The 17,025-nt window shown below is 40.0% G+C and carries 15 protein-coding genes; 4 read left to right on the forward strand and 11 right to left on the reverse strand.

Translation table 11 applies throughout. The annotated features are described in order from the left end of the window. The first annotated feature begins 103 nt into the window (after positions 1 to 103). Positions 104 to 1,324, forward strand: coding sequence for a carboxylate--amine ligase (locus tag AT15_RS09500; protein WP_084251704.1), 1,221 nt, complete (start codon positions 104 to 106; stop codon positions 1,322 to 1,324). A 504-nt stretch (positions 1,325 to 1,828) separates the two neighbouring features. Here the strand turns inward: AT15_RS09500 and AT15_RS09505 are convergent. After that, positions 1,829 to 2,749, reverse strand: a complete 921-nt coding sequence (locus AT15_RS09505; protein ID WP_068348976.1) for an alpha/beta hydrolase family protein — start codon at positions 2,747 to 2,749, stop codon at positions 1,829 to 1,831. Positions 2,750 to 2,803: 54 nt separating this feature from the next. Between AT15_RS09505 and AT15_RS09510 the strand changes: the two genes are divergently transcribed. Then, positions 2,804 to 3,985 carry a DUF401 family protein gene (locus AT15_RS09510; protein ID WP_068348980.1) on the forward strand — a complete coding sequence of 394 codons (1,182 nt, stop codon included), beginning with the start codon at positions 2,804 to 2,806 and terminating at the stop codon, positions 3,983 to 3,985. Here the strand turns inward: AT15_RS09510 and rbsD are convergent. From rbsD to AT15_RS09555, 9 genes are all read right to left on the reverse strand, one after another. Next, the gene (gene rbsD / locus AT15_RS09515; RefSeq protein WP_068348984.1) at positions 3,982 to 4,380 is read right to left on the reverse strand and encodes a D-ribose pyranase; all 399 of its coding nucleotides are present in this window, start codon (positions 4,378 to 4,380) and stop codon (positions 3,982 to 3,984) included. The genes AT15_RS09510 and rbsD overlap by 4 nt on opposite strands. Positions 4,381 to 4,383: 3 nt before the next feature. Beyond that, positions 4,384 to 5,277 (reverse strand): ribokinase, encoded by an 894-nt coding sequence (rbsK, locus tag AT15_RS09520; protein WP_068348987.1) that lies wholly within the window; start codon positions 5,275 to 5,277, stop codon positions 4,384 to 4,386. Between the two features lie 45 nt (positions 5,278 to 5,322). After that, entirely contained in the window at positions 5,323 to 6,195 is an 873-nt protein-coding gene (gene rbsB / locus AT15_RS09525; protein ID WP_068348989.1) for a ribose ABC transporter substrate-binding protein RbsB, read from the reverse strand. A 38-nt stretch (positions 6,196 to 6,233) separates the two neighbouring features. Continuing rightward, positions 6,234 to 7,163 (reverse strand): ABC transporter permease, encoded by a 930-nt coding sequence (locus AT15_RS09530; RefSeq protein ID WP_068348991.1) that lies wholly within the window; start codon positions 7,161 to 7,163, stop codon positions 6,234 to 6,236. Continuing rightward, positions 7,163 to 8,656 carry a sugar ABC transporter ATP-binding protein gene (locus tag AT15_RS09535; protein WP_235598549.1) on the reverse strand — a complete coding sequence of 498 codons (1,494 nt, stop codon included), beginning with the start codon at positions 8,654 to 8,656 and terminating at the stop codon, positions 7,163 to 7,165. The genes AT15_RS09530 and AT15_RS09535 overlap by 1 nt, the downstream gene beginning before the upstream one ends. Beyond that, complete coding sequence (locus AT15_RS09540; protein ID WP_235598550.1) at positions 8,649 to 9,635, reverse strand: LacI family DNA-binding transcriptional regulator; 987 nt, start codon at positions 9,633 to 9,635, stop codon at positions 8,649 to 8,651. The genes AT15_RS09535 and AT15_RS09540 overlap by 8 nt, the downstream gene beginning before the upstream one ends. A gap of 120 nt (positions 9,636 to 9,755) precedes the next feature. Continuing rightward, positions 9,756 to 11,150, reverse strand: coding sequence for a hypothetical protein (locus AT15_RS09545; RefSeq protein WP_068348996.1), 1,395 nt, complete (start codon positions 11,148 to 11,150; stop codon positions 9,756 to 9,758). Continuing rightward, a complete protein-coding gene (locus AT15_RS09550; protein ID WP_068348998.1) occupies positions 11,134 to 12,414 on the reverse strand; it encodes a DUF58 domain-containing protein in 1,281 nt (426 codons plus the stop codon). The genes AT15_RS09545 and AT15_RS09550 overlap by 17 nt, the downstream gene beginning before the upstream one ends. Continuing rightward, a complete protein-coding gene (locus AT15_RS09555; RefSeq protein ID WP_068349001.1) occupies positions 12,407 to 13,348 on the reverse strand; it encodes an AAA family ATPase in 942 nt (313 codons plus the stop codon). The genes AT15_RS09550 and AT15_RS09555 overlap by 8 nt, the downstream gene beginning before the upstream one ends. A 97-nt stretch (positions 13,349 to 13,445) precedes the next feature. On the opposite strand from AT15_RS09555, the gene AT15_RS09560 reads away from it, so the two are divergent. Continuing rightward, positions 13,446 to 14,765, forward strand: a complete 1,320-nt coding sequence (locus tag AT15_RS09560) for an MFS transporter (protein WP_068349004.1) — start codon at positions 13,446 to 13,448, stop codon at positions 14,763 to 14,765. Then, positions 14,762 to 15,877 carry a hypothetical protein gene (locus AT15_RS09565; RefSeq protein ID WP_068349007.1) on the forward strand — a complete coding sequence of 372 codons (1,116 nt, stop codon included), beginning with the start codon at positions 14,762 to 14,764 and terminating at the stop codon, positions 15,875 to 15,877. The genes AT15_RS09560 and AT15_RS09565 overlap by 4 nt, the downstream gene beginning before the upstream one ends. 1 nt (position 15,878) lies before the next feature. On the opposite strand, the gene AT15_RS09570 is transcribed toward AT15_RS09565, so the two are convergent. Beyond that, entirely contained in the window at positions 15,879 to 17,000 is a 1,122-nt protein-coding gene (locus AT15_RS09570) for a M24 family metallopeptidase (protein WP_235598551.1), read from the reverse strand. Between the last annotated feature and the right edge of the window lie 25 nt (positions 17,001 to 17,025).

The raw sequence follows: 17,025 nt of genomic DNA on the forward strand, positions 1-17,025 counted from the left end.
TGAGATGTTATATAAAAGAAAAAATTACACTTTGATAAAATCTCTTTAGAATCTTTATACAAGAAGTATAATATGTTCGAGATCTCTTTTAGGGAGTGATTTTTTGGCTAAAGTATTGGTAACCACGGCAAGAATGATGTACTCTCTGGACTCAATAAGGCTTTTGCATCGGGCAGGTCATGAAGTGTATGCGGCTGACAGTGTTAGAATGAGTGCAGGGCTTTATTCGCGTTATGTAAAGAAATATTTTATCTATCCCAAAGTAAGCGAAGAGTCCGAAGAATTCATAAACTTTATTCTCAAGGTAGTTGAGGATTACAAAATAGACATCATCATTCCAGGCTTTGAAGATACCTTTGTATTTGCTTATTACCTTGATAAATTTGAAGGAAAAGCTAAATTGCTTCTTTCAGATTATTCGAAACTCGCTTTTTTACATGATAAATACAGTGTTTCAAAACTTGCGGAAGTCCTTAAAATTCCCTCGCCAAAGACAGTTCTTTTAAGGGATTTTAAGGAGGAGGAATGGACTTTTCCTGTGGTAATAAAACCCAGAAGAAACAGAGGGGCAATTGGTATAAAGGTTATTGATTCAATAGATGTTCTCAAGAAGATTGGTTCAACTGTCAATGCAGATGAATATATGGTTCAACAGTTGCTTCCTAAAACCCAATTTTGTACCACTGGCATGGCTTATAAAGGGAAACTGCTTTCAAATGTGGTTTACAAAAACATAAGGGAATATCCGGAAGAAGGCGGTTTTGGAACTTACAGACTGACTTACAATGTTCCTGAGATAGATGAATACGTTGCACAGATTGTCGAAGAACTTGACTATACAGGGTATATATGTACCGATTTTCTTTATGATAGTGAGAAGAATACTTACTACATTACAGATGTTAATCCAAGAATGAGCCCCGGGGTTTATGTTGCCTATGCTGCCGGGGTTAATTTTCCTAAGATGTATGTTGATCTTTTAGAAGATCCTATTAGTGTTCAAGAAGTAAAACCCAAAATAGGTGTTGGTTCTTACACATCACCTCTTGAGCTTGGATGGTTCCTTGCTGTTTTATTTAAGGGTAAGTTCAAAAAGTTGAAAGGATTTTTCAAAAGGGATAAAGGAATGCTTGATGATGTTTGGGATATCAGGGATCCCATTCCTTTCTTTGCAATGTTTGGGTCTATGCTTTTTTCAGCGGTTATTGGTCCTCTTGTTGGAGGTCAGCAGGAATCCTATTATCTTGGTTGTCTGTATGATAGAAAGTACTTCTCTGATTCAGTAGCCCTTGAAAAGCTCCAGAAAAAATACAAAGCAGTTTAAATGAAATCAAAATAAACGAGCACCCTTCGGGGTGCTTTTCTTATTATTTATTAGTTCTTTCTTATAAATAATAATATATAGATGTTCATAACTATGTTCATAACTTCTGAAACGATTATCCAAAGATGTTTTGAATGCATGTTCATAACTTTTGAGTTATGAACATTGAATGTTCATAACTTCTGTACAGCTCTTCAATAAAGGCTTGTGACGATGTTCATAACTTTTTTAGTCTAAATTCCTGAACTGAAAAGAATTTCAGAGATTTTTTGACTTTGTGAAATGAATAGTTCGGAAAGCTAATGTTCATAACTTGGTACATATGTATACCTCGATGCTTGTATTCCTTTATAGAAGTGGCTTTCAGAAGAAAAAGTTATGAACATGCCTGTGATGCTTTATTCATGAGCTTTACGAAAAATTTATCAGAGTTATGAACATCTCTATGTTCATAACTCCATAGAAGATGTTCAAAACTCAGAAAACAATTTCCATAAATTGGAATTAAATTTCAAAAAAGTGAATGGTTTCTCTGAGAATTTTCCTCTTAAAAAAAATTGAACTTAGATGACCTGAGATTAACCAGCGAAGTTTTGCTTGTTGGAAGGCTTTGTGAAGCTCAAAAGTTGATTTTTGCGGAATAAATACGTCGAAAAGCGCTCCAAACATCAATACAGGTTGCTTCACGAAAGGAGCATATGTGAGGGGATCGTATTCAAAACAGGAAACAGGAGCGCTCCCCACCGCAACATATGGATCTTTGATTGAGTTCAAGAATTTCGGATAATCTTCTAAATGGTATTTTAAACATTTTTCCGGGTTGCAGCTTTCATTTTCCTCGTATTTTACTCTCAATACTTTTGTTGCAAAGCTTTTCCAGGTGATGTGATAAAAATTTCCGCCTGTCACCACGAGCGAAAGTTTTTTGGGAACATCTGAAAGGGATGCTACTATTGTAGCAATAAAACCTCCAAAGCTATATCCCATGATAAATAGGGGCAGATTAAGATTTTTCAGGTATTCAAGGCATGTAAGAGTATCAACAACGGCGTTTTCAAACCTTCCGCGTAATTTATCACTTTCAGTTTCCATAAAAAGCTCACCGGATTTGTATCCCTTAGGAGTTCGGGAGAAATGATATGGCAAAATCATCAACGCACCATTATATGAGAAATCAGGAAAATGCTTTGCAAACCATCTAAGATATTTAAGATTTTTCTGCCCCGTACCATGGATGAAGAGTACAGTTCCCTTAGCTCTTCTGGCGGGATAATATTCAAGAATAAGTTTGTTGTTTTCGGGATATTCCGATGGATAATTTGATTCCAATATTAATTTCTTGCCATCTTCAAATGCCTTTTCATCGAGGATTTTAGGTTCTCGCGAAAATCTCAGGGCAAAAATATTTTCACTCTGGTTTACCACAAATATCTCTCCCGTTGTATAATTCGTTATGCAAACTATTTCTAAGGTGATTTCATGACGACTCTATCGGTATTTCTTGGGATTTTTTCAATGATATTGTCTTTGCGCTATATAAAAGATATCACGATTTCACTCATTATAGCAATTCTAACAATAGGCGTGCTGCTATTGATTGAACCCGTGATTTATCTTAACGCTCTTGTTGTGGAAATATCTGACTGGAATTTCTGGAAAGTCATGATAACCATCTTTTCCATTTACCTTCTTGGTGAAACTCTTAACCGGAGTGGCGATGCTGCAAAGTTTACTTCAGCCATTGGTAAGATTTTCCCTGCTCCGAGAATCGCTATTTCTTTAATGCCAGCTACCATAGGTTTGCTCCCCATGCCGGGAGGTGCTATGTTTTCAGCTCCTATGGTTAAAGAAATGGCATTTGGAGATCCCGATATAACAAGCGAAGACTCAATGGTAACAAATTACTGGTTCAGGCATTCCATGGAATATTTCTGGCCTCTTTATCCAGCAATAGTAATTGCAGCAAGCATGGCAAATACTCCCTTGAAATCTATGGTTGTTGGGATGCTTCCTGCTGGTATTGCAGCGATTTTTGCTGGCTATTTGTACATGGTCAGAACACGTCTTAAAATGAGGTTTTCGCTCTATGCCATTAGGGAATTATTCGTTGCTTCATGGCCCATTATTGCAGTGATAACACTGGTAATTCTAAACCAACCTGGTTGGCTTGTAGTGCTTGTCATCTCATTGATGTATTTACTTACCAAAAGGGATAGGCTGAAAATTTTAAAAAACTCTTTAAAGTGGAAAACCTTTCTTTTGCTGTCAGCAGTTTTTTTCTTCAAAGCTTTTGTAGAAATTTCCCATATACCGGAATCTATGAGTAACGAGTTACTTTCATGGTCAATACCGCCCATCTTGGTAATTATAGTTCTACCATTTATTATGGGAATGATGACGGGTGTTACACAGGCATCTGTTGGACTGAGCTTCCCGTTGCTGATGAGCCTGGTTGAAGCTCGTATCATGTTTCCTTCAGCTCTGCTTGCTTATACTTTTGCTGTTGCTGGGGTTTTGCTATCACCGGTGCACCTTTGTGTAGCGCTTACCACACAATATTTCTCTGTTACCTATACGGCAATGGTAAGAAGGATAATTTTCCCTCTGGCTATTTCTACTGCTGTGACTGTATGTGTTTATTTTCTAATTGTTGTCAGTTAAAAATCCACACCTGAGAAAAGTATGACATTAGAATAAGGTGTCGCTTCACCTGTTCTCACTATTACTTTTGACTTTTCAAGAACAAAAGCTTTGAAATCTTCATGCTTCACATATTTCACTTTCACGTTTTTTAACAGGTTAAGAAGCCTTTGATGCATTTGAGGATTTGCCTTAATAATTTCCTCGGCTAACACTGCACTTTCGACAACGATTTCTTCAAGTAAAGGTTGCAGTGTTTCTATCAACCCGGGAAAGCCTTTCTTTATCGAAAGGTCGATAACTTTTTTTTCTTCAGGAAGAGGTAATCCACAATCGCAAATTGTTACAGCATCAGTATGCCCAAGCTTAACTATAACAGCACCGAGTTCTCTATTTATTATTCCATCTTTCTTCATTTTTCACACCTCACTGAGGAAAGAAGTTACTTCCTCTAAATACGGAAGCGAAGGTTGAGCCCCTTTCCTGGTAACTGAAATAGCAGCAGCAGCACTTGCGAAACGCACAGCCTTTTCAATATCCATATTTCGATTCAATGCAGCTGCGAGTGCGCCATTAAAAGCATCGCCAGCGGCTGTTGAATCCATAGCAGCAACTTTAAAAGCCTGAAATTCAAAATAGCCGAGCTTGCCTTTGAATACCCCGCCTTTGCTTCCCAATTTGAGTAATACATTTCTGAAACCAATTTTCAAAAGGTTGTCAACTAGATCATTTGTAGATGCGTTGTTATTTACCATTGCTCTAGCTTCTTCTTCATTTGGCGTTATTATATCCACGTATTTTGAAATTTCAACATTAATTTCTGTAGCAGGTGCAGGGTCGAAGATAACAAATTTGCCTGCATTCTTAAACAGCTTTGCGGCAGCCAGAACTGTCTTAAAAGGGATTTCGTTTTGAAGAAGGAGAAAATCTGCCTTCAGAAGCTCATCGCTTTTTGAATTTAAAAGCTCTTCATTTAATTGGGAATTGGCACCCGGGTAGATGACTATTCTATTCTCACCAGAATGAGTTACTTCGATAATGGCGACTCCATTAGGCATATTGACAGTAATGAGATGCTCTCCCAGCCCCTCTGCTTTTAACTTTCTGCTGATGAATTGTCCATTGGCATCATTACCTATGCAGCTTAGAAAATAAACCTCAGCTCCAAGTCTTTTGGAAGCGACAGCCTGATTGGCTCCTTTTCCGCCTGGAAACAATAAAAGTTCACTACTTTTTTGAGTTTCGCCAGGTAATGTGAAGTGTTGCACTCTTAAAACTATATCGACATTGTTGCTACCAATTACGGCAATCATAATTTCCTCCCAAAAGAAATGGGGGCATTCGCCCCCATCGGGTTTTTATTCCTGCATTACCAGCTTTAGATCAACGGGTATGTATATTGTTTGAGTGGACAAATATTCAAAGGCTTTTTGGACAGCGAGTTCTCCCATTTTGTAAGGTTGCTGGGCTATTGTTGCTGTCATTTCTCCTTTCTCTACTGCTGCAACGGCATCATCAATAGCATCAAATCCAACCACTATTATTTTATCCAGAAGTCCAGCGCTTTTAATCGCTTCAATTGCACCCAGAGCCATTTCATCGTTCTGGGCAAAAACCGCATCAATATCTGGATGGGCTTCGAGGATGTTTTCCATAACGGTAAGGCCTTCGGCACGATTGAAATTTGCCGTTTGTTTCGCAACAAGCTTTATTCCGGGATAATTTGCTATGGCTTCTTCAAAACCTGCTCCACGGTCTCTTGCAGCGGATGTTCCAACAATACCTTCCAGCTCCACGACGTTTCCTTCGCCATTCAAAAGGCTTGCTATCAATTCCCCCGCCATTCTTCCACCAGCAACGTTATCCGAAGCAATATGGCACACTACCAATCCACCATTGGAAGCCCTATCTACTGTAATTACGGGTATAAAAGCGTCATTTGCTTCTTCTACTGCCGTGACTATCGCGTCACTGTCTGTGGGGTTGATGATAATTAGGTCCAACCTCTGCTGGATGAAATCTTCGATGTCACTGAGCTGTTTTGCAGGATTGTCCTGAGCATCCGCAACAATTAGTTCGACCCCAAGCTTGTTTGCCATATCCTGAGCACCGTCTCTTAGAGTTACAAAGAAAGGATTGTTGAGTGTTGACAGAGAAAGCCCTATCCGATAGTTAGCTGCTAATGCAAAAACAGAAATCACCAATACAACCATCAAAAGAATCTTCTTCATACTATTCCCTCCCCTTCAAAGTTGGGGCTTAGCCCCGTTTATTCTGAACGTTCCGCCATTACTGCCAAAAGAATCACAGCGCCTTTAACGGCTTGCTGGTAAAAAGGTGAAACGTTAACCAGATTCATGCCGTTGTTTATTACCCCCATTACCATAGCTCCAAAAAGCGTTCCAATAATAGTCCCCTTACCCCCGGCTAAGCTGGTTCCGCCCAATACCACAGCGGCTATGGCATCCAGCTCATAACCGGTTCCAAAAATAGGCTGAGCGCTGTTGAGCCTTGCGGTCAAAATGAGAGCACTCAGTGCAGAGAGCAAGCCGCTTATAGTATAAATTGTAATTTTGTATCTTATTACTTTGATTCCACTCAGTCTGGTAGCTTCTTCGTTTCCGCCTATGGAGTATGTATAAAGGCCAAGCTTTGTGTTTGATAGTATGTATAGCGAGATGAAAAACACCGCGAACATGATATATATTGGAACTGGAACATTGAACAACTCGCCTCTCCCAATCTCTCTGAAAGCTGATGGGAGCCCTGTTATGGGGCGACCTTGTGTATAAACCTGGGTAAAGCTACGAGCAATGGCCATTGTAGCTAGAGTAACGATAAAAGGTTGAAGTTTGAGTTTTGCGATAATTGCTCCATTAAAAGCTCCCATGGCAGCTCCCACTCCTAATGCTGCCAGAGAACCAAGTAAAACGTTTCCGCCTTTTATAATCGAAGCTCCAACTACTGCTGCCAGAGCAAACACAGACCCCACTGATAAGTCTATGCCCCCTGAGAGTATAACAAAAGTCATTCCAAATGCGATTATGGCGTTTATAGAGATTTGTCTGAAAACATTCAAAAAATTCGACAGAGTAAAAAACCTGTTGGTGAGGATACTGAAAAATACCACAATCCCTATAAAACCAAGAATTATGGGATACTTTCTTAAAAGATTCAAGAATTTCTTAAACAAAATCATCAACCTCCCATAGCAGCAGCCATGATATTTTCCTGGTTTATATTTTCGCCTTCAAGAATGGCTTTTTGTACACCTCTATGCATAACTAAAACCCTATCACTCATGCTTACAACTTCAGGAAGTTCAGAAGAGATCATTATTATACCAACTCCCTGGTTTGCAAGCTCGTTCATAAGTCTGTAGACCTCTACTTTAGCGCCAACGTCTATACCTCTTGTCGGTTCTGCGAAGATTATCAATTTTGGTTTTCTAACAAGTCCTTTAGCCAAAACAACTTTTTGCTGATTGCCGCCTGAGAGATTTTTCACTTTTTGACTCAACGTAGGTGTCTTTATGTTAAGCATTTTGACAAGATTTCCTGAAATTTTACGCCCTTCTTTCCACTTTATGTGACCCAATTTTGCTACGAACTTTGTATTTGGCAGGATGATATTTTTCATGACGCTTAACAGCAAAACTAATCCCTGGCTTTTTCTGTCCTCGGGTATTAACAGAATGCCTCTTTCAAGAGAAATATCAGGTCTTGATGGTAATGGGAACTCCTCGCCATCCAGCAGAGCCTTCTTGGAATGGGCCTTTATACCTCCATAAATGGCAAGAGCAACCTCACTTTTCCCGCATCCTACGAGACCAGCAATCCCGAGAATTTCTCCTTTTCTTACACTGAATGAGAGCTTATCTACATATCCTGGAACTGATAATTCTTCGACTTCAAAGGCAGTCACATCAGTGACCTTGTTTTCCTTGGGATACATGTCTTCTATATTTCTACCAACAACATCTGATATAAGGCGATTTTTGTCATATTGCTCAATTTTTCCAGTAGAAATGAGCTTTCCATCTCTGAGCACCGTAACAGAATCAGCGATTTCAAAAACTTCTTCAAGTCTGTGGGAGATGAAAATTATTGAAACTCCCTGTTCTTTGAGTCCTCTCATAAGTGAAAAAAGCTGTTCTGCTTCATGTTCGGTGATAGTAGCTGTCGGTTCATCCATAACGATTACCTTTGCATTGGTGGCCATGGCTTTTGCAATTTCAACCAATTGTTTTTCTGATACGTTTAGATTCTTCACCTTTTCTCTTGCAGAAATGGGAAAGTTTAATCTGTTCAATAATTTTTCAGCTCTTTCAATGAGTACTCCTTTCCTGAGATTCCACCAGTTTCTGTTTTCCTTTCCCAGATATATATTTTCAGCAACACTAAGCTCCTCAACTAGATTTAGTTCCTGATATATAACCGAAATACCCTTTTCAATAGCATGAATAGGGTTGGAAAAAGTTACATATTCTCCATTTAGGAAAATCTTACCCTCATCAGGCTTATGGACACCGCTCAAAATCTTTATCAAAGTTGATTTTCCTGCACCATTTTCACCTACAAGGGCGTGAACCTCTTCTTTTTTCATGCTGAAATTCACTTTATCCAGAGCAAGAACCCCGGGGAATGTTTTGGTTATCTTTTCCATTTTCAAAATAACTCCGGACTCATTCACGAGAACTCCCCCTAATTACCAATTCCGTCTTCAGCAAAACGCTATCTCGTTTTTTATAATTCAAGCTATCCATCAACAATTGCGCGGCAACTTCTCCCATCATATAGTAATCCTGCCTTACGGTTGTTAATGGCGGATTGGTCATCTTCGAAAAAAGCACATCGTCAAAACCCGTAATAGACACATCATCAGGTATCTTATATCGCATTCTTTGAAGTTCGGTAAGTACCCCAAAGGCTATCATATCGTTGCCACAAACAATGGCGTCGGGAATTCTTTTTAGCTTTCTGAGCATATCTATGCCGCTGTTGAAAGTATATGTGCCGAAAAGAATCTCATACTCCACATTTTCCTGTTGCCGAACCATCACATCTCTGAAAGCTCGCAGACGCTCTTTGCCCGAATAAGTGTGAGGGTCTCCGCTCAAAAAGGCGAAAGATTTGTGGTTGGTATCAAGAAGATAGCGCATGAGCTGGCTCATACCTGAATAATTGTCAGAAGCCACCGAAGAAACATCCTTTTTCTTTATTATGTCATCTATAACAACAACAGGTATTCCAAGCCTCTCAATTTTTTCCAGGTAAGGCGTCTGAGATTCTAAAGGGATAGTCATCAACCCATCCACTTTGTGAGAAAAAAGCACATTTAGAAGTTCATCTTCTCTTTCTGCTATTCCAGAGGAACTACAGAGCAAGATAGTATAGCCGAATTTCCTTAGAAAGTCTTCAGCACCTTTTACAATTGCTGAAAAAAAGGGATTTTCAATATCAGGAATGAGGAAGCCTATGGTGTTTGTTTTTCCTTTCCGCAGCCCCCTGGCAATTCGATTTGGTTGATACTTGAGTTTACCCGCAGCTTCCAAAACTCTTTTAGAGAGCTCAGGGCTTACATAAGAATTGCCATTTAAGACTCTTGAAACAGTAGCAATGGAAACCCCGGCAATCCGGGCTATGTCTTTGATACCGGGATGCTTTTGCACGTTCATACCTCCAGTAAACGTTTACGTAAACGTTTACATCAACAATTAAAGCATAAAAGTAGTATAAATTCAAAAAATCAATAAACCGATTGAACTAAGCTGTGGGAAACTTATACATATCTATTCACGGTTATACGCGTTAAACTCGTCAGGAGATTTATATCTTTTTGAAAGGGTGGCTAAAAGCTGGTAAAACCTCTCACATTCAATTCTTGAAGGAGATTTTCCGGCGTATTTTGTTTTTACATAAATTTCTGTTAGTTCTTTAAAAGTAGCCTCTCCCTTTTCCAGAGTTAGAAGTTCATATGGGGTAAGGTTATGCAAACCGGGGAAGAATTTTCTTCTGAGCCACCAGTAAGCTGCAAGGATATATTCTTTTGAAATATGCAAATCAGGGAATCTATCCAGTGGTAAGAGCTCAATTTCCTCAGGTATCTTCTCCTCTTTCTCTTCTGATGTTTCAACTGCAACTTTTTTCATAAGCTTTATAAGAGCAAATGTCATAAAAATAACAATGCCTGAAGCAGCTATTAGCAACATCCATTCAATGCTCTGGGCAAAGAATCCGTTATCTGTGCTTGCTGAACCTGTCGAAGATGCTATCTCAGAAATAACGCCTGAAATACCATCACTAGCTTTTCCGGAAAATTGGGGACCTATACCCGTTCCCAAAGCAGTTGGTTTGTTTTCGGTCTGGTTAAGAAGCAAGAATATAGAGCTGAAAGAGGCTATTACAAGGGTAAAAATCACGATCCCTAAAATGAGAATTTTAGAGAATCCGCTAAATGCCTTTACTCTTATTATCATGTACAACATAGAAATAGCACCGAATATCAGCAAAAAAATCAGCAGAAAATCAGGAATAAAAAGGGATTTATCAGATAAAGCTTCATCGATATTAGAAGCTGATGGATTCAAATCTATCAGCTTATTTGAAGGTATTTCAATCGGAGCGTTTTCTTTAAGTTCAGTTGCATATGGTGTTTCCGCTGTTGTTATTTTTATATCCAGAAGAGAGCTCGCAGTATTTAACTCTAATCCATTTGAAGATAAGAGAATTATGGCAGTTATTAGCGAAAAAGAAATGAGAGATAGAACAGGAACCCTTAGGCTCCTTGTAAAAAGCCACAGCAAAACGATAATGGCAAAAAACACAGCGTCAGCACCGCTGAATCCACCAAAGGAAAGGCTCACTCCAAAAAGGACAATGCCGATAACAGCCGTTCGAATTTCCATGGAAAGAGAGAGCAATATAGCCGAGTAAACCACAAAAAAGTATAATGAACTTCCAAAGTCAAGCTGCCGTGTAGCCATAGATACGAAGATACTGAAAAAGAGTAAAAATGGCAGCATAATAAAAGATGAGCACCCATCTCTAATTCTTGTCGCATATATCATGAATAGCACAACAGCAAGAATAATAGAAGTACCTATCAGGCTAAAATCCCTGGCAGAAACGTAAATCACCGCTAAAGAGGCGTAAAGGAATGATACAGAATCACTTAACTTCTTCAATTTCCCTCACCACCTCTTGCAGGGACTGGTTATCTCTGACTATCCTCACCAATATCTGTTCCTTTTCTAATAAAGCCGCTTTTTCTTTCAGCCGTTTCATATCTACTGGCAACAGCTCAAAAGATCTGCCCGGTTTATACCGTGGGTCCCTGTAACCATAGGGCATAATCAACACCAACACCCTTGCACACTTAGAACGAGCTTTCAAAAGGACAGGAAGGATAGAGTCAGTAAGATAAAGCGAAAAAATCACCAGTGTTGTCTCTGGAGTGAGTTTTTCTGTATCTTCAAGCAGAACGCTCGAAAGTTCCTCACCAGTATCCGTACCCTCAGCTATTGCAAGAAGTTCTACCGTTTCTACCCAATCTTTAGCGTATTCAGCTTTGAGCACTTCTTTTCCCACAACCACGAGATCTATTCTGTTACCCCTTTCATGACTCCAGCGGATTAAGGAAGATGCCGCCAATATCGCTTGCTCTTCATAATTCTTTCGCATCTGAGACCACACGGCTCGTGCGAAAACTTCTTCGCTGAGGTTGAGATCTAAATAAAGAATCGTCTTGCTTATGGCTGTGAAGTTGAATTCCTTTGTGTAGAGCTCCTTCATTTTTGCAGATATCTTCCAGTGTATTCGATTCATGGGATCGAAGGAATATTTTCTTATGCCTTTAATATGAGTGGGGTCTTCAAGTAATTGAAAATCGCTTTTTGAACCCGGAAGGAGTTCTCTGAGCATCAAAGGGAAGCTTTCAAATTCCATTAGTTTTGGAAGGATAAGTACTTCTTCTGGATTTGAATAAACTACCCAGCGTTTGAAAAAACCCAGAGGGTCTTTGTAGGCTATTGAACAGCTCGAAACATCCTTTTTGCCACGACGCGAAAAGACGAGTTCTGTACTGATAGATAAAGGTTGTCCCGGCTTCAGCAAAAGTCTTTGAGCTTTCATTGCTGAAACGCTTGTCGCTTTTTCGATGAGTGTGACAAATTCGATCTCTAAAATTCCGGGAAAGAAGCTTTTTAGAGTATAGCGCAGCTTTATAGGCTGATCTGTGAAAGCTCTATTTCTGTTCAAAGTCCTATCAATATTGGTTTTTCGCAAGAAGTATCCAGTTATAAAATATTCGAGCCATAAAACAGCTGAAAGAACGGCTATTATTAAAGAGAAGATATTTATTTGAAAGCCTATCCAGATAATTCCCAGCATAGTTAAGAAAAGCAGGGGCTTTTTATCCGATCTGATTGACTTTACGCTCAATTTAGCCATTCTTTATTGGTACCTCTGTTTTTTCGAGAATTTCCCTAATAATCTCTTCTCTTGTTTTTCGCATAAGGCGTGCTTCGGGTTTTAGTATAACTCTATGCGCAAGAACTTCAACAGCTATTTCTTTCACGTCATCTGGAATCACAAAATCTCTTCCGTTTAAAGCCGCAAGTCCTCTGGAGAGATTCATTAAGGCAATAGAACCTCGGGGGCTTGACCCCAATGCAAGATCGGGGTGTTTACGTGTGCCCCATACCAGATCGGTGATATATGAAAGGATCGAATCATCCAGATGTATCTCTTTAACTTTTTTTCTGACTTCCCTTAATTCATAAGCATCTGATACAGCTTCAAGGTCTGCGATAGGATGTTCTTCCTTCATGTTGCTTAGCATAAAAATTTCCTGTTCCTTTTCCGGATAACCTAGAGTCATGCAAATGGCAAATCTGTCGAGCTGGGCTTCTGGAAGGGGAAATGTGCCTTCAAATTCCACGGGGTTCTGTGTGGCTATTACTAAAAACAGATCACTTAATGGTTTGGTTTTTCCGTCAACGCTAACCTGTTTTTCTGCCATAGCTTCGAGCAAGGCTGATTGTGTTCTTGGGGTTGTCCTGTTTACTTCATCTGCAAGGAGTATATCTGTAAAAACGGTTCCCCGCTGAAAGACAAACTCGTTTGTCTTCATGTCCAGAACATTCAAGCCGGTTATATCACTGGGTAAAAGATCAGGGGTACATTGAATTCGCTTAAAATCAAGCCCTAACGAAAGGGCTAAACTCCTTGCGAGCATAGTCTTTCCTACACCGGGAACATCATTTAACAATACGTGGCCTTCACTCACTAAAACTGCCAGCAGTTTTCTTACCACTTCATTCTTGCCAACTATTACCTTTGATATATTTTTCAACACCTTTTCGCCAAATTCTCTTACTTCCATTTTTCTTCCTCCTAGTATTAAATTATCTGAATTGAAAGGGTACTGAATTGCCGCTATCTGGTATCATAATAAGCATCGGATATTGTATAATTTCATTATGACTATCAAAGAAAAGCTCGCTTTTGGTTATGGGGATCTCGGACTGAGTATCTCGTGGACAATTGTCGGTTTCTATTTTCTATTTTACCTGACCGATATAGCACAGGTTAATGCTGCCTGGGCTGGTTTTGCCATTTTAATCGGTAAAATATGGGATGCATTCAGTGACCCGCTCTTTGGCACATTCTCCGACAAGACAACTTCGCGATATGGTAGAAGGCGCCCGTTCATACTTGGGGCTGCTATTCCCTATGGTATCACCTTTATAATACTCTGGACTGTGCCAAATTGGTCTCCATGGCTGAAGATACTCTATTCCACAATTGCTTTCCTCTTTCATACCACAGCGAGCACTGCATATGCTGTTCCATACAACTCCCTTACACCTGAACTGGCGGAGACCTATGATGAAAGAACAAGCCTGAACGCTTATCGCATGTTCTTTTCAATTCTCGGAGGCCTGATAGCCGGCGCGGTTCCTGCCTTTGTCATCCAGGCTTTTGCCGATCAAAGATTTGGATACAGTGTAATGGGAACGATTTTTGGCATTATTGTAATCAGCTCACCCCTGGTGGTGTTTTTAATAATAAAAGAAAAAGCCGCTCAGACTGAAACAGGCGGAGGTTTTGACAGAAGCGCTTTGAAAGATATTGCAAAAAACAAGCCATTTCTTCTTGCCGTTTCCATGTATTTTTTCACGTGGACAGGAATAAATGTAGTATCAGCTACTATAATTTATTTTGCAACCTATGTAATGGAACGGGAAGCTGAAATAGGTTTCCTGATAGGCATTCTTTTTGTTTCCTCTATCGTGTTCCTTCCGCTCTGGGTTTGGATATCGGGAAAGCTGGAAAAGAAAAGAGCTTACCAGTTAGGGATGATAGAACTAGTGCTATGCCTTTTGTTTATTGCCTTTTTCGGTGACAAGCTCAACAACTTCTGGCTTTACTTTGCCGTCGTTGTTACTGGTTTTGGTGTATCAGCAGCTCATGTACTCCCCTTTTCAATTTTACCTGATGCTGTGGAATATGACCGCCTTATCTCTGGAAAAAGACGCGAAGGCATGTATTACGGCCTTACCACTTTCTTTCAGAAGCTCGGTACATCTTTAATGCTCTTTGTTGTTGGATTAACGCTAAACGCAGTGGGGTATAAGCCTAATGTCCCTCAGGGACCAGAAGTACTGCTCGCTATAAGATTGCTTTTCGGGGGCTTGCCTGGCTTATTGTTTATAACGGGAATACTTCTTATGATGCCATATCCCATTGACAGAGCCTTTCAGAAGAAAATGCTGGAAGATGGGGGGAGCTCAGAGTGAAATTAAGGCTCAAAGAAGTTGTTTCTGAAAAAGATGTGAAAAATTTTATCCGTTTGCCCTTTGAGCTATATAAAAACACTCCCCAGTGGGTTCCGCCGTTGAATTCAATAGTCAAGAAAGCAATTAACAAGGGTGCACCGGTAATGAGCGGGGGTAGGGAGTTTTTCCTCGTTATGAATGAGCAACAGCCTGTCGGTCGCCTCGGGGTGTATGTCAACAAAAATGTCTTGAAGCACGGTAATAATGTGGGTTCTTTTACCCTCTTTGAAAGCTATGAAGACATTAACATTGTTGACCTTCTCTTTCATGGTGCTGATAAGTGGTTCAAAGATAAGCACATTGAAAAATACGTTGGCACAGATTCACCAACAAATGGTGATGACTACAAAGCAATTCTCATCAAAAATTTTGAGGACCCACCCTTCATCAATATGAATTACAATCCTCCCTATTACAAGCGGTTGCTGGAAGAAATCGGTTTTACAATGAAAACCCATCTTGCATGCTTCAAATACGATCTGAGTAAACCAGTTCCAGAAAAGATTACACGGCTAATTGAGATTGCTAAAAGGCGCTATGGTTTCGAAGTTATTTCACCACAAATGAGAAAACTGAAAAAGGTGGCTCGTGACTTGAAAACGATTATGGAAAACGCTATACCCGATCACTGGGTAGGTGTCAGGCCACCTTCTTTTGAAGAAATGCTCCAGATTGTCAAGGACATGAAACGCTTTGCCGACCCTGATCTGGTTGCTATAGCATATCACGGCAATGAGCCCATAGGCTTTGCGGCGAGTATTCCCAATTACAACGAAATACTCAAGGACTTAAATGGACGCCTTTATCCCTTTGGCTGGTTGAAATTCCTGAAAGCGAAAAAAGACATAAAGACTTTCAGGACCTTTACCGTTTTTGTGGTAGAAAAATTCCAGGGAAAAGGTGTTTCCTTTGCTATGCACTACCATGTAGGCATGAATGCAATCAAAAAGGGCTATAAAATGGCTGAAGGTGGAATAATAGGGTTCGAGAACAGCAAAAGCTTTCAAGACGCCCTTGGTGCGGGCGGTGAGCTTTATAAGGAATATGCGACTTTCGAAAAAGATGTGACGTGAACTAAAGCACAATTATATCGGGCCTTCTGATAGTTAAATCGTTAACCCTTAGCTCCACAGCAGGCCAATGGCTATTTTGTGGGAATGAAATTATCTCCGGGACCTCACCTACTATGACTGTATCTTCGGACTTGGTACCCGTGATTGTTGGATTCCAGGCAACAGCATTTCCCTTTGCCAAAATATGATCCACAAAATCAGATGCCACAAGCTCTCGCGGATTATAACCCGCAAGGCCTCCCTGGTGATGGAGTTTCCATTCACCATCATAACCAGCCGCTTCATATGCTCTTTTTATCTCTAAAAATATTTGAGATAGGCGTTTCCCCGGCAGCGAATTAACTATAGCAACGGCATCTACATAACAATTTTTCCTGTGCTGCTCCGTGATTTCAGCATTCACATCAAAAAGCGCCGATCTTGTCGATGAAACCACAAGACCGTGTTTTCGGGCGCATATACTCACAAAAACCCTTTTTCCTATTGAGATATTTCTGGAAAGATTATGCCTGTATCGCGTTGAGCTGTCTTCACCGAAAACTATCGTTAAGAGAGGCTCAATACCTTTTTTGGCAAGGGCTTCATAAAACATTCCCTGGACTTCGAGCTCTGTATTTTCCGGGGATAATTTTGGCATCAGCTCCCAGAAGATCTCATCACAATCTTTTCCCAGCTGCCTATAAGTTTCAATCTCAGGCTCTACAAGCGTATATCTAAAGGGAGCAATCCTGGAGTTGAGGTTCAAAGTATCATATCTGCCAGTATCGGAAATGAGCTCTTTTGCTGAAGCAATAGAAAGCTGTGAAAGTAACTTTTCTTCCCCTTCCCACCAGTTATATTCGATAATTTCCAATTCATCCCAGATATCACTGTAAAATTCTTCACTCTTTAGCCTTTCTTTTTCGATGTTGTCTGTCAACAAAATTACCGAATCCTCGGTTATTAATAGAGAAGCGACACCTTCGACAGTGTTGAGTGTTATGTGGTTTCTTGCCCCGAAGGTTAACCATGAAAAATTATCGCTGCGGCTTATTAGCAGTCCTTTAGCTTTTCCCGGAATGAGGATTTCTTCTCGTAATTTGTTGATTCTTTCATGAAAAAATGCCTTCAATTTCACCATCATTATTTTTCCCCCAAAAAAAGCGTCT

It is taken from the genome of Kosmotoga arenicorallina S304, from assembly GCF_001636545.1.
Classification (GTDB): domain Bacteria; phylum Thermotogota; class Thermotogae; order Petrotogales; family Kosmotogaceae; genus Kosmotoga_B; species Kosmotoga_B arenicorallina.